The sequence below is a fragment of the Algoriphagus jejuensis genome, from assembly GCF_039523455.1.
GTDB classification, from domain to species: Bacteria; Bacteroidota; Bacteroidia; order Cytophagales; family Cyclobacteriaceae; genus Algoriphagus; species Algoriphagus jejuensis.
The window spans coordinates 127,968-141,335 of record NZ_BAAAFI010000001.1 but is presented as its reverse complement, the minus strand read 5'-3'; the positions used below and the strand labels follow the sequence as shown (position 1 = coordinate 141,335).

Below are 13,368 nucleotides of genomic sequence, written 5' to 3'. Positions count from 1 at the left end.
CCATAAGTGCGATGTAAATCAGTTTCCAACGAATCGGTTTTTGCTCCATTTTTATTGCTCGATCAGATTGATGAATAACTTGGTCGGACCGGGAATTCCTGCGGGAAGCTGTCTGAAAAATGATATCCCGGTATAGACAAAATTGCCGTCGCCAAACTTGCCAACCAGCAGCGAGCCGTTGCTGGATGGCTCATCCGGATCTTGCATCACAAACGGAGTTTGGTAAGCCGAGTCTATAGCGGTCGCAAAATATAGCCCACGCTCTTGCACCCAACCTTCTAAGTCTTGTGCATTCATCGGATTGGGACCGGCCAAAACCGGGCTATCCCAATCTGCCGTCACTGGGGATCCCTGCACCGCTACTCGTCCTCTTCCGATCGTAAAGGGATACGGCCCAAGTTGATTGGTCAGGAGTGGAGAACTCGTGTTGTACTGCACGATGAGATTCCCTCCTGCGCGGACGTATCCCATCAGCACGGCTTGATTTGCGGCAAGGATTTCATTGGTATTGTAAGCACGGATTCCCACCACAATGGCTTTGAACTGACTCAAATAGTCCACCGAATAATCCTCTGTTCCTACCATCGTCACTTGATAGCCCAATGCGGTAAGAACACCTGGAACATCATCTCCGGCACCTGGAATGTATCCGACTTTTGCACCCGAGACTTTCCAGTCTTCCTGGATCAAATTCACCGACGACGGCACTAAATAGGTCAGATTAGGAATGTGCTTATAGGAGATGGAACGGACGCTCTGAGTATACTTCTTTCCTGAGGCTGTGGTAAATCGTGCCGTCACTTTCTTGACACCACTTCCATTTTCCAAAAAAGAAACTTGATATATACGGCGCTTTTGGATCACTTCATCTTCTATGCTGTGAATCTTAAACTGCGAAGCATCGAGACCCTCGAAGTCCAATTCCCCTTCCAAAAACTGAGCTTTGAAATTCACCGAAACGGTCAGACCTGGATCTGCACCTGGTATTAGAAAAACGTTTTCTTTTGAAACAGACAGATCCACCTCCGGCACAATCACGAAAGGCTGCTTTACCTCGCCGTCGACTTGATCGTTGTATTTGTATTTAAGCGGAATGGAGATAGCAAACCGCTGATCTCCAACTTCGAAAGCCAAATGACCAAATACATCCGCTTCATTAAACGGCTTGCCGATCAATCTCGGGTCGCTCACCTGATACAAGGCTCCATCTATAGGCTCCTGCAGCCAATATGGCTGGGTATAGGCGGCGGCCTGAGGAATGTTGAAAACGACCGGAAGGGACAAGGTTGCATTTTCCTTCAGAACTGTGACGACAGCTGGAAAATCCATGCCCTTGATGCTGAATCTCTTGAGACTGACTTCGGTGAGAGAGGGATTGTTCACACTGAGTTCAGCTTTGATTTCCTCTCCCGGGAATCCAATTTCCTTTCGAACGTTAAACTCATATTCCAGACCCAAAGCCATCATGATCGTATTATCCAATTTCTGGATTTTATCCTTGATCCAGGTTTGGTTGGATTTGAGCGCAAGAAGAGATGCCCTGATTTTCAACAGAGAGACGATATTTTTTTCTGGATTGACAAAATCAAATTTTGCTGCCAATTGAGAGATTTGATCGGCAATTTCCTTTCCTCCTGGTATGGCTTCCCAACGATCCACAACACCCTCGAAAGCGTCCTGAGAATAGTTTTCACCGGCAATCAGCTGGATATAGTCTTTTGCAGCCCCAATCCCTGCAGTCGCTCCAAAGCCCTGTGACTTGTGCATCGTCCGACTATTGGCAGCGATTTGGTGGTAGGTTGCTCCCAAGATTGGATCGTATCCCCCGACCTCAAATACATGGTATTTCTTTCCGTCTTCGGGTGTAAACTCACCTCCGAAATTATAGGCATTGAAAAAAATTCGTTTGGCTTGCCAAGGATCAACCCACTTTAATTGGTCTGGAAATACATCGGCTTTTCCTGCGAGGTCGAACGCCTCACCAGCCAAAATCGCCGAAGTGGTATGATGCCCGTGTGTGACACCAGGTATCGTGTTGAACCGGGTGATAATGATGTCTGGTTGAAACGTTCGAATGGCCCACACAACGTCAGCTAATACCTTTTGCTTATCCCAGTTTTGAAGCGTCTCCGTAGGATTTTTGCTATAGCCAAAATCCATCGCACGGGTGAAATACTGCCTGCCTCCATCGGTCTCTCTGGCTTTAATTAGCTCTTGAGTACGGATTTGTCCCAGTTCTACTCCCAGTTCTTTACCGATCAGATTTTGCCCACCATCACCGCGAGTCAGGCTCAGATAGGCTACTTCCGCGTGGGCACCGTTGACCAAATATGAAATCAATCGGGTATTTTCATCGTCGGGATGTGCTGCCACATACAGGATTCGCTTGGTCTCTCCGAGTTGGAGTACCTGTTGATAAATCAGGGAAGAAGGGACAGATTGGGCGAAGGATAAGCTGCTAAGCAGGCTGAGTAGGGTGACAAAAAGCGCTTGAATATCCTTTGGTTTGAACATATTGGTTTTTGAATGACACAGAAAGCTATCTCAATCTTTCACGAAAAAAAAACAATTTGTTACCAACGGACACCTTTTGGAAGAGAATCCTACTTTTTTCCCGCAATCGTATAGCCTATCGTAAATTCAAAAAAGTCAGCTTTTGCTTTATGGGCCTTGATCTGCATCCCCGCAAAGAGGTTGTTGTCAAATCGATACCTCGCTCCTATCCGCTCGTAAAACCAACTTATCTCCTGGTTGACTTCATTTCGATAGAGATACGCGGCTAAGCCGATCGGGATATACAGCCGCTCGGTAAGCTGCCACTCCCAAGACCCAACCACAGCCAATGAAGTTTGCTCTTTGAAAGAGAAATTCTCTTCGGGAAACCTTGCCTGCATTCCCTGCGCCCAAAACAAGTCTATGCCTAATCCCATCCGGTATTTATGACTCGGCTCCAAAAGATAATTTACTCCCAATCCACCTCTGAAATACGACGGATCTCCGATTTCATAATTTTTTATACCGGTATACATGGCGATATTCCAATACGTCCGGAGGTTTTTTTTGCCGATCACAGGTGCTTCAGAAGGAATCGCCTTGAGCTCACCAAGCTTGATTTTCATTGCGAGATTAAGCGGAAAAAGATTGATTCCGGAATTCGGCTTTTTGATGGCTCCATTGGAAAAATGTTTCAACCCGAAACTGGCTTGTAGGTCCGTACGGTCGGATATTCTTATTGTAGAATTCACCCCCGCATGTATGTAGGCATTTATATTTGACCCAATATATTTATTGTTTGGATTCATTTGGGGGTCATAGGGTTTGAGGTTAAACCCGACACCCAATTGCAAAAAGTAACCAAAACTCACTCGATTTCTCTGAGCAGAGATAGAAAAAGGGATCTCCATAAAACCATAGATCGTATGAGGCATTCCGATTTCCTTATAATTTTCTAAGACGGAATTAACTCCAATGCCCAAAGTCGGGTATCTGTAGAGATAATTAAACGGTGTGTTGGAAATTTTCCTCCAACCCAGTTTAAAATCCAATGCTTTGAAGTCCACCGCATCCTTTATCTCATCGCCCCAGTCTGTGCCATTGCTGAGCATGGGGCCGGTTTCATACGAGAGGCTGATGATTTTTTGAAATTTGGGATTCTGGGCGAAAACCGAAGTAATCGAAAAAAAATTTAACGACAGAAAAAATCCAATTGTAAACAGTCTAAACATAATTCTACTACCTCTTGGCTTGAGTATAGCAAAAGTATTTAAAATTATCTTCTGAGTTCTAGCCTAGCGCATTGATAATGCAAATTTCCCTACCAAAACTTGTTATTTAATTTTTCCTCAAGCCAGCTCAATTGGCAATAAAGCAAAATAAAAGGCCGACTTTTCAGTCGGCCTCCTGCTGGATTGCAGCTTAGTTTTCTTGCCAGTTGGCACCAAGAAGCTCGGTAAGCTTTTTGTTTAAGGCCTCCGCTTCGGCAGTGTTTTTCAATCTTGTATGTACTTGGAATAGGATGATCATAATATCCGTGTTGTCGGGCTTGATCTCCACTGCTTTTTCGAAATATTTAACCGCCTGGGTATAGTTCTCATCCGCTTTCTTTCCGATTACAGGAGACTGTTTTTCCCATTCAGCATCTGAAAGGTCGTTCAGTGTGTTAAGCATTTTTGTTGCTTGCTCTAGAAGCAATGCACCAGTGTAGTAGTTTCCCTCGAAGAAGTTAGGATCCACTTCCACAGACTTTTTGTAATCTGCAAGTGCACCATCGAGATCACCGGCTTGTTCTTTCAGATAACCAGAACGCAACAATAGTCCCGTGTTATTTGGATCATTTGCAAGCGCGTCTTTTATCTGCGCCATTGCTTCGTCCATCTTATTCAGTTGAAGCAACAATTGGATCTCGTATTCAGCAAGAACTTTGTCAGTCGGATATTCTTCTTTCGCTTTAGAAACCAGTTCAAATGCCGCTTCAGGATTTTTTTCCTCGGTACTCAGAATCTGTACCATGAAGTAATACGCATTCAGCTTGTTGTATCCGGGAAGTTCCAAGAGGTAGCCGAAATGTTTCTTCGCCTCTTCAAATTTTCCCAGATCATTGGCCAAAAAGCCAGCATTGTAGTGAATTGTCGAGTCCGTATGATCAATTTCGCCAGCTAAATTAAAGAATTCGTAGGCCATCTCAAGGTCTTCGACATTGTATCTTTCGATTCCTTTGTCAAAGGAAAGATTCTTCAGAGTGATGATAGAGTACGGTCTCAAGTTGTCCGGAACTCCCTGCATTTCTTCTTCATAAACCTCTTCTCCTACGCCCGAAGTTTTGTCACTTCCAGCCATTTCGAAGGCCTTGTTGTAAGTCTGCAACGCCTCAGCTCCCAATTCCACAGTCTCCATTGTATTGGAGGAGTCCGCGTTAAACAATTTGGTTTCAATTTGAGCTTTTAACAGGAAGGTCGCAGGATCGCCACTCGTCTCCGGGTTTGTCGCTGCGGCGTTGATTGCAGTTAAGGCATCTTCATAGTTTCCGGATTTGTATCCTTTTTCTGCCTCCTTAAGTACTTTTTTTTGTCCAAAGGCTAAGGTTGTAGCACCAACCAGTGCCAAAGAGAGAATCAGCTTTTTCATTAGCGTTATTTATCTTAATTGTTCGGTTATTCAGTTGTTCCTTCTGGATTTTCAGAAGATTCGTTTTCGGGATTTTCCGGTTTTTCATCGACAGCGTCTGCAGAATCAGGGATTTCCAATTCTTCCTCTCTAGAAATTTTCTCTACTGAGGAGATTTCGTCGCCCTCACCTACACGTATCAATTTGACCCCCTGTGTGGCCCGGCCCATCACTCTCAGCTTATCCATTGATATTCTGATCGTAATTCCAGACTTGTTGATGATCATCAGGTCATCTGTATCCACTACTTCTTTGATCGCAACCAATGCACCGGTTTTCTCGGTCACATTCATTGCCTTCACTCCTTTCCCACCGCGATTGGTAATTCGGTATTCGTCAAGTTCGGAGCGTTTTCCGTAGCCTTTTTCGGAAACTACCAACAGCGTAGCTTTTTCCTCTGAGGCACAAACCATGCCAATGACATAATCTTTATCACCATTTAACGTTATCGCCTTCACCCCTGTGGCAGTTCTGCCCATAGGACGAACAGCCGTCTCAGGGAAGTGGATCGCTCTGCCTGACTTCGCTGCGATCACAACGTGCTGGCTACCATTGGTCATGCTGACATTTACCAATTGATCATCTTCCCTTATATTCAAGGCGATGATACCGTTGGATCGTGGACGGCTGTATTGCTCAAGAGTCGTTTTTTTGATGATTCCACGCTTGGTGATCATTACCAGGAAATGATTGTTCAGGTAATCCTGGTCATCCAAACTATCGACCTGAATGATCGATCTGATCTTGTCATCAGACTCGATGTTAATTAGGTTTTGGATCGGACGGCCCTTGGCAGTCTTCGAACCTTCTGGAATGGCGTATGTTTTCAGCCAGAACAATTTGCCTTTGTCTGTGAAGATCAACAGGTAGTTGTGTGTGGACGCCATGAAGATGTATTCGGTCCAATCGTCCACTTTGGTGCTGACGCCTTTGGAACCAACTCCGCCGCGGCCTTGAGTTCTGTACTCGGTCAAAGCGGTACGCTTCACATATCCCTCGTGGGAAACGGTGATTACCACTTCTTCATTAGGGATCATATCCTCGTAGCTGAAGTCCTCAGCATTGTGCTCGATCTCCGTGCGACGGTCATCAGCATATCGATCCCTCACTTCTTGAAGCTCGGTCTTGATGATTTCCATCCGCTTGTCTTCATTGGCCAGGATTTCCTTCAACTCCTCGATCAAGGCCATGATTTCTTTATGTTCTTGAATGATCTTTTCACGCTCCATGCCCGTAAGGCGCTGCAATCTCATGTCTAGAATCGCACGAGCTTGGATCTCGCTCAGCTCAAATCGCTCCATCAAGCCGTTTCTGGCAGTCTCAGGGTCTGGAGAACTTCTTATCAAAGAAATAACTTCATCCAAATGATCCAATGCAATCAGGTAGCCCTGTAGAATGTGGGCTCTTTTCTCGGCTTCCCTCAGCTCATATTCTGTTCTTCTGACGATCACTTCATGTCGGTGAGCGACGTAGTGAACGATCAAATCTTTCAGGTTTAGTGTATACGGTCGTCCTTTGACAAGCGCAACGTTATTGACTGAGAATGAAGTCTGTAAGGCTGTGTGTTTGTAAAGATTATTTAAGACAACGCTTGAGATAGCGTCCCGCTTAAGTTCATAGACAATCCGCATCCCTGAACGGTCCGACTCGTCCCGAATCGCGGAGATTCCTTCGATTTTTTTCTCATTGATCAAGGCGGCAGTTTTCTCCACCATGTTAGCCTTATTGACCATGTAGGGGATTTCGGTGATGACGATCATCTCCTTATTCCCACCGTCCTTGAGCTCGACATTGGCTTTGCCCCGGACGACAACACGGCCTCTACCAGTTTCGAAAGCCGCCTTTACGCCATTGTATCCGTAGATAATCCCCCCAGTCGGGAAATCTGGAGCAATGATGAATTTCATCAGCTCGGCGATGGTGATCTCACGGTTATCGATATAAGCCACAATGCCATCAATGACTTCGCCCAAGTTGTGGGGAGCCATGTTAGTTGCCATACCTACTGCAATACCAGAGGCACCATTTAGCAGCAGCGCAGGAACTTTGGCAGGAAGTACGGTCGGTTCTTTGAGGGAATCATCAAAGTTGAACTGAAAGTCAACGGTCTCTTTGTTGATGTCCACGAGCAGCTCTTCGGCAATTCTTTTCAGTCTTGCTTCGGTGTATCGCATTGCTGCTGGGTTGTCGCCGTCAACGGAACCAAAGTTTCCCTGGCCATCGACCATCGGATACCTCAGGGACCACTCCTGGGCCATACGAACCATCGTTTCGTAAACTGCGGAGTCCCCGTGTGGGTGGTATTTCCCCAAAACCTCACCGACGATTCTGGCTGATTTCTTATAAGGTTTGTTGTGTAGTACGCCAAGTTCCTGCATCCCATAGAGGATACGTCTGTGAACTGGCTTTAGTCCGTCTCGGACATCAGGAAGGGCTCTTGAAACAATGACCGACATCGAATAGTCGATGTAGGCTCCACGCATTTCCTCCTCAATATTGATTGGTATGATGTGCTCGTTCTCTCCTTGGGCCATAAAGTACTTTTTCACGCTTCAAATTAAGTTGCAAGATAGTAAAAACTGCACGGTTTCGAAACTCCACCTGCAAACCTTATCCGCCAATCAAGCACTCAATACCATTGTCCGATCTTTCGGTTTTGCATATTAAAAATAGAACTGCCGCGATATTCCACCCCATCGTGCATGTGCTTCATCACCACTCCACATCCCGAATACTTGCATCGTTTAGTGCCGGGAATTTTAATTGCCATACCGGCCTGAAGCGCGTAAATGTTTTGGTCAATATTCTGAAATTCAGAGAAATCAGCTGCCGCATAGGTGAACTCTCTAAACTCTGCGCCGCCTTTGACAAACAGTTTGGCATATTCCGAAAAATCATATTCTACCCTAAGGGACATTCCAAAATATGGATCTTCAGCCACTGCCAAACGAGGGACATAGGGTGTCGAGCCATTGTCCAAAGCGGGATCGTAGGCCTTTTTCAAATTTAGATTGCCAAACTCACCCTCTAAAATAAATCTCCAGGGGTAATTTGCCCGAGCTCTTTGGCGAAGCTCTGATTGCATGTACAGGTTGTTGTCACTGTATTTTCTGTATTGCCATTTGAGAATGTTCTGTCTGCGCTTAGCATCAAACAAAACTAATCCCACTGTTCCGTAAAATTTGCTGATTTGGTAGGTGGCACCTTCAAATTTAAACTCGTGATCATTACCCCTCATCGGTGAGAGGTTCCCCCACTCGATTCCATAACCACCTCCAATGGTTAGGAGGTTGAAAAGATTCAATCTCACTCCTGTATTGATCAGTGGAAATGTCCAGGCATTGCCGGAAAGTGAAAGCGTATCTTGAAGGGAATACGATGAGTTATCTAGGTTTTGATATTGTGAGATAGGATATAGCGAAGCCTTTTCAGAATAAAACATGGTATTCATCTGATGATAAGCCGCACCTGTAGAAAACTCCAATGCAAACATCTCCACTGCATTTCTAAAAACATTCCCCGCTGCCGACTCACTTTTGGGTTGCTTAGCTCTTTCACTGATACCGAAAATATCCTCATCCTGTCCAAATGCATTCGCCTGAACTACTAGTAAAATAAGAAAAGATGGGAGTAATTTTCTGAAGGTCATGATAGAGTAACGACGGACTACTTAGCTTGGTGTGAAATTAAAAAAAGAAGCCTCCTTTTTGTGGAGACTTCTCTAAATATTTTATCAGAAAAAGAAATTGTTGGATTATACCGCGCCGTCTTCGTCTTCACCTTTCATTTCCTCTACCATCTGATCCAGCTTTTCCTTCATCGCGGGATCTTCTTTGATCGCACCGTTTACTTTGTTGTAAATAGACACCCCAAGCACTTCGTCATCCTTGATCAGTTCAGTCTTATATTCAACCACTGATTCCTGTAGTGAGTCCTGAAAATCCTTGATGGCTTTATACGCCGCTCTCTCTTCCTCTGTCAGCTCAATCTCCGCTTCCTTGGCGGCATCTCCCCAAGCGTCTTTGATCTCATTATATCTCGCACCTCCGCCAATGACCTCATTATTGAGAATCATGTCCTTCAGCTCTCCCGTCTTTTTTTCGACAAATTCAGAAGTCATGAATTCCACATTAGCGAACTTCTTAAGCTCATCGTCTGTAACATCCTCTGCCGCAGGTGCTTCCTGCGAAAATGCGATCAAACTCAATCCTCCAAAAAGGAACAAAAACATCCAAATTTTTTTCATACTAGTATTAGTTATTAGTGATTAATCTCACAATTAAAAGGTCACAGCGGCAAAATCCAAGAAAAAAATGACCTTTTTTTTATATTTTGTAATGAGAGGTCGGCAAAAAAAGCGACAAAATCAGATGCCTTTTAGTCCATTTATGGTTGCTATTGGGTCTGGAGAATTGAATACAAAACTGCCCGCAACCAGGATATCTGCACCCGCTGTGATTAGCTTTGGAGCATTTGACAGATTCACCCCTCCGTCGATTTCAATCTTGGCCGAAGAGCCTTTTTTCAAGATCAGTTCCTTTAATTTTTCGACTTTGGAATACGTGTTTTCGATGAACTTTTGGCCTCCAAATCCAGGGTTGACAGACATCACACAGACGAGGTCGATATCCGCAATAATCTCTTGCAATAGGTCGACTGGTGTATGCGGATTGATCGCAACCCCAGCTTTGGCTCCCAAATGATGGATCGCCTGCACCGTCCGGTGTAGATGCGTGCAGGCTTCGTAGTGAACTGAGATGATTTCCGCTCCCGCTTTTCTGAAAGCTTCCAAGTATTGATCTGGATTGACAATCATCAAGTGGACGTCTAGGAGCTTTTTTGCATGTTTGGAGATCGCTTCCATCACAGGAATCCCAAAGGAAATATTTGGAACAAATACTCCATCCATGATATCGACGTGAATGTAGTCCGCCACCGAAGCGTTGAGCATTTCCACTTCTGCTTGAATATTGGCAAAATCAGCGGCGAGGATCGAGGGGGCAATAAAAGGTGTCATGGGAGTCAATTAGATTTATAAATCAATAGAAATTCAATTCGTGCGACTAAGAGGGACTAGCGTCTCATAAGCTTGGTTTGTTTCAGATAAGAGCCTTCCCGAAGGAGAATCAGATAAAATCCGGGCTTGATGCCCGACATCTGAACCTGATAAGGAGACTGAGAGTCGTATCTGGAGAGTTCTGACTGAATCAGCGGTCTTCCGGTCATGTCGATCAATTCAAAGCTACAAGTTGTACCAGTACCAAAATAAATGGTGACTTCATCTGCAACAAGAGGATTGGGGAAGACCTTCCAGGCAATTGTTTCTTGATCTTCCACGGAAAGGATCTCTCCATACAATGCGTTGTAAAAGTTAGGTACGCCATAGCCAAGTAAGTTGTCGGGATTCCCATACTGGGAGGCACTTCTGAACAAATTTTCCATCAGCTCTGCCTTGGTCAATTCAGGTTTGGCCTCCCAAAGTCCCGCCGCAAGCGCAGCAATCTGTGGAGCGGAAAACGAAGTGCCGTTGGAAGATCCCACGGTACCATTAGCACGAATCAAAACAGGACTATCACCAAACGCGGCCAGTTCGGGCTTGACCCTCCCATCACCCGTAGGTCCGCGCGAGCTAAAGGAAGACACTTCCCCATTGGCATTGACCGAGCCTACGGAGATGATCCCGGCTCCATCGGCCGGAGCGAGTAGGCTGGACTCACCTGCTGAACCATAATTACCGACTGAGTTGACAATGAGAATTCCTTTTTCAGATGCAATAGTCACACCCTGAGTAATGGTTGTGGTCTTTCCGTCCAGATCCTCAACGGTGTAATTCATAGCCGGATCGTCAAAATCCCAATATCCCAACGAACTGCTGATAATGTCCGCTCCCAAGCTGTCTGCAAATTCCGCAGCTCTTACCCAGTTGAATTCCTCCACCCTGTATTCTGTTTCCACTTCCTCGGTAATCACCAAAATAAAGTCCGAGCCATAAGCGCCGGAAACCAACTTTGCGGGTTCATTGGCTGCAATTAAGGAAAGTACGTTGGTGCCGTGCTGATGGCCGGAGAAAACGTCTCTATTCCACGGTCTCACAAAATCACGCTGAGCGACGATTTGACTGTTTGTAAAAAGATGGACAAATGCTGAAACGGTATCGGTACCTGGAAAACCTGCATCAAAAACTGCAATGGTCACTCCCTCACCGGTGAATCCCTCCGCATGCATCACGTCGATTCCAATCAATTTATTTTGAAAATCATAAGAATTCTCGGCAACCGTCAACTCCCGATTATTCAGCTTTGGCAAGTTAGTGTTGTTCTCGTTAAGGGCCGAGGCTCTACTCCTTTCGCCGGTTGATGCAGTAGGATTAGCCAAGAAGTTCTTTGCGACCAGCTCAACTTTCTCCACAAATGGAAAGGTACCTATCTGATCTGCTCGGGACTTATCGGTAACCAAGACTGCGGCATTCATCCATTTACTGGAATAAAGCAGGTAGTCAGACAAGAGGGCCAATTGATCGAGGTATTTGGCGGCGACCGGAAGATCCAGACTATCTGTTCGCACGCCTTCTCGGGTTCTGCGGTCGAGCGCTTTTTGGGTCAAAAATTCCTGCGGGTTGAGCAGGGAAAACTCCGTTTGCGGCTTATACTTAAAATACACCGCATAACGATCTTGTGCGGTTGCAGTAAACCCAAGCAACACCAAAAACACCACTCCTATGCAAGAATTAATCCTTGCCATATTCCACCAATTTCAAATTTGTCTCGCTCCCGCTACTTATTAATTGATCTCCGAGGCAATCATTTCGGGAACAATAGGTTAAGACTTCGCTATGCGACTCGAGGAGTCCTACTCCCTTTCCAAACACTTCATACCGGATGTCTCGTACCGTAACCCTGTCATCGAGGTCTTCCTGAATCACTCTGACTGCCGAAATGCCTTCGAAACCGGGAATAGAGTCGGCGCCGGAAAGATCAATTTCAAAATCGTCGTCTCCTTCGGCTTGGTAGCTTTTTCCATTCCAGATGCGTCCTGCTTCCGGCGGGAATACAAGCGCGGCGATCGGCATATTATAAATTGTTCTAAGCAAAATCTTATCACGATAAATCATCGTGTATTCCAACTCCGGCGTCCAAGCGACCTTATCAGGCGATTTAGAACGCGCTACAATAAAAGTAATCTCGTTTTCTGCATTCACATAAGTGCCACGAATCCGGTCCATGAAATAATACCGGGACGTCTCGGAGTCATTTTCCCCGTAATGGATCGTCTCGTCCACTTGATAGATCCAGAAATTCCCAATCACCAAGGGCTGATAATCATGCTCCAAATCCAGATTGGGTGACTCGATCTTTTCGCTACAAGAAGAAAGCAACAAGACAATTATGAAAATTACCGCGGGGAACCGTAAATGCATGCCGAAAATATACTACTTAAATTAGAATCATTCTCCAGGACACCGACAGAGACCTGAATTTCACCCTATCTCGTTTTAAAACTTTTCTGAGAAAAATGACCTGCTTACCTTCGGCAAAAATCCACTTTCTATTACATGGCGCTAAAGACTTTTGTAAAACTAAACAGCATATCTAACCTAACCGATGCCCGATATGGAGCAGGGATGTATGTCAATCTGCTCGGATTTGATCTCAACAGAGGTTCAGAAAACTTCATCAGCCCCGAAACTTTTAAAGAAATCACCGGATGGGTGTCTGGAGTGGATCTTGTCGGACAATTTACCTATAAATCCGAACCGGATATTCTTCAGGTACTTAGGGAATACCCAGGGATAACCTGGGTGGAATTTGACCGAATCGATGGCCTAAAGGTACTCGCTGGCTCAGGATACAATCTAATCTATAAAATACCACTTCTGGAAATCAGACACATCGAATTGGAAGTAGCTGACGGTATGGCCAATGCCGAAATCATACTTCACGTCACCTCCGACCAGCAGCCCCTATCCTTGGAGGATCTGGAGACGCTGGCCATTCTTTCTAAGAACTGCAAAGTCATACTGGGTAGTGGAATCACTAAAGACAATATCTTGGACTTGATTGAGAACACCGGAATCTATGGAATCTCACTAAGCGGAGGAGAGGAAACGAAACCCGGCCTAAAAGATCTGAATGAACTAGCCGATATTCTCGAAAAATTGGAAATTGAAGAGTAAAAAATCCCGGCTCTGATGAGCCGGGAATTTTT

10 protein-coding genes are annotated in these 13,368 nt (G+C 45.2%); 1 reads left to right on the top strand and 9 read right to left on the bottom strand.

The genetic code is table 11. The features are described from left to right. Positions 1-51: 51 nt before the first annotated feature. From ABD031_RS00570 to ABD031_RS00530, 9 genes are all read right to left on the bottom strand, one after another. Positions 52-2,514, bottom strand: a complete 2,463-nt coding sequence (locus ABD031_RS00570; protein ID WP_343847837.1) for a PIG-L family deacetylase — start codon at positions 2,512-2,514, stop codon at positions 52-54. 89 nt (positions 2,515-2,603) lie between these two features. Continuing rightward, positions 2,604-3,605 carry an acyloxyacyl hydrolase gene (locus ABD031_RS00565; protein ID WP_343847836.1) on the bottom strand — a complete coding sequence of 334 codons (1,002 nt, stop codon included), beginning with the start codon at positions 3,603-3,605 and terminating at the stop codon, positions 2,604-2,606. A 310-nt stretch (positions 3,606-3,915) separates the two neighbouring features. Continuing rightward, complete coding sequence (locus ABD031_RS00560; RefSeq protein ID WP_343847835.1) at positions 3,916-5,124, bottom strand: tetratricopeptide repeat protein; 1,209 nt, start codon at positions 5,122-5,124, stop codon at positions 3,916-3,918. A gap of 26 nt (positions 5,125-5,150) precedes the next feature. Next, positions 5,151-7,697 carry a DNA gyrase subunit A gene (gyrA, locus tag ABD031_RS00555; protein WP_343847933.1) on the bottom strand — a complete coding sequence of 849 codons (2,547 nt, stop codon included), beginning with the start codon at positions 7,695-7,697 and terminating at the stop codon, positions 5,151-5,153. 95 nt (positions 7,698-7,792) lie between these two features. Beyond that, entirely contained in the window at positions 7,793-8,812 is a 1,020-nt protein-coding gene (locus ABD031_RS00550; protein ID WP_343847834.1) for a hypothetical protein, read from the bottom strand. Between the two features lie 105 nt (positions 8,813-8,917). Continuing rightward, positions 8,918-9,409: a hypothetical protein gene (locus ABD031_RS00545; RefSeq protein WP_343847833.1), complete on the bottom strand. Its 492-nt coding sequence runs from the start codon at positions 9,407-9,409 to the stop codon at positions 8,918-8,920. Positions 9,410-9,529: 120 nt separating this feature from the next. After that, positions 9,530-10,180 carry a ribulose-phosphate 3-epimerase gene (gene rpe, locus ABD031_RS00540; protein WP_343847832.1) on the bottom strand — a complete coding sequence of 217 codons (651 nt, stop codon included), beginning with the start codon at positions 10,178-10,180 and terminating at the stop codon, positions 9,530-9,532. A 56-nt stretch (positions 10,181-10,236) separates the two neighbouring features. Next, positions 10,237-11,904 carry a S8 family serine peptidase gene (locus tag ABD031_RS00535; RefSeq protein WP_343847831.1) on the bottom strand — a complete coding sequence of 556 codons (1,668 nt, stop codon included), beginning with the start codon at positions 11,902-11,904 and terminating at the stop codon, positions 10,237-10,239. Further along, a complete protein-coding gene (locus tag ABD031_RS00530) occupies positions 11,891-12,580 on the bottom strand; it encodes a hypothetical protein (protein WP_343847830.1) in 690 nt (229 codons plus the stop codon). The genes ABD031_RS00535 and ABD031_RS00530 overlap by 14 nt, the downstream gene beginning before the upstream one ends. Before the next feature lie 135 nt (positions 12,581-12,715). On the opposite strand from ABD031_RS00530, the gene trpF reads away from it, so the two are divergent. Further along, positions 12,716-13,336 (top strand): phosphoribosylanthranilate isomerase, encoded by a 621-nt coding sequence (gene trpF / locus ABD031_RS00525; RefSeq protein ID WP_343847829.1) that lies wholly within the window; start codon positions 12,716-12,718, stop codon positions 13,334-13,336. The last annotated feature ends 32 nt before the right edge of the window (positions 13,337-13,368 follow it).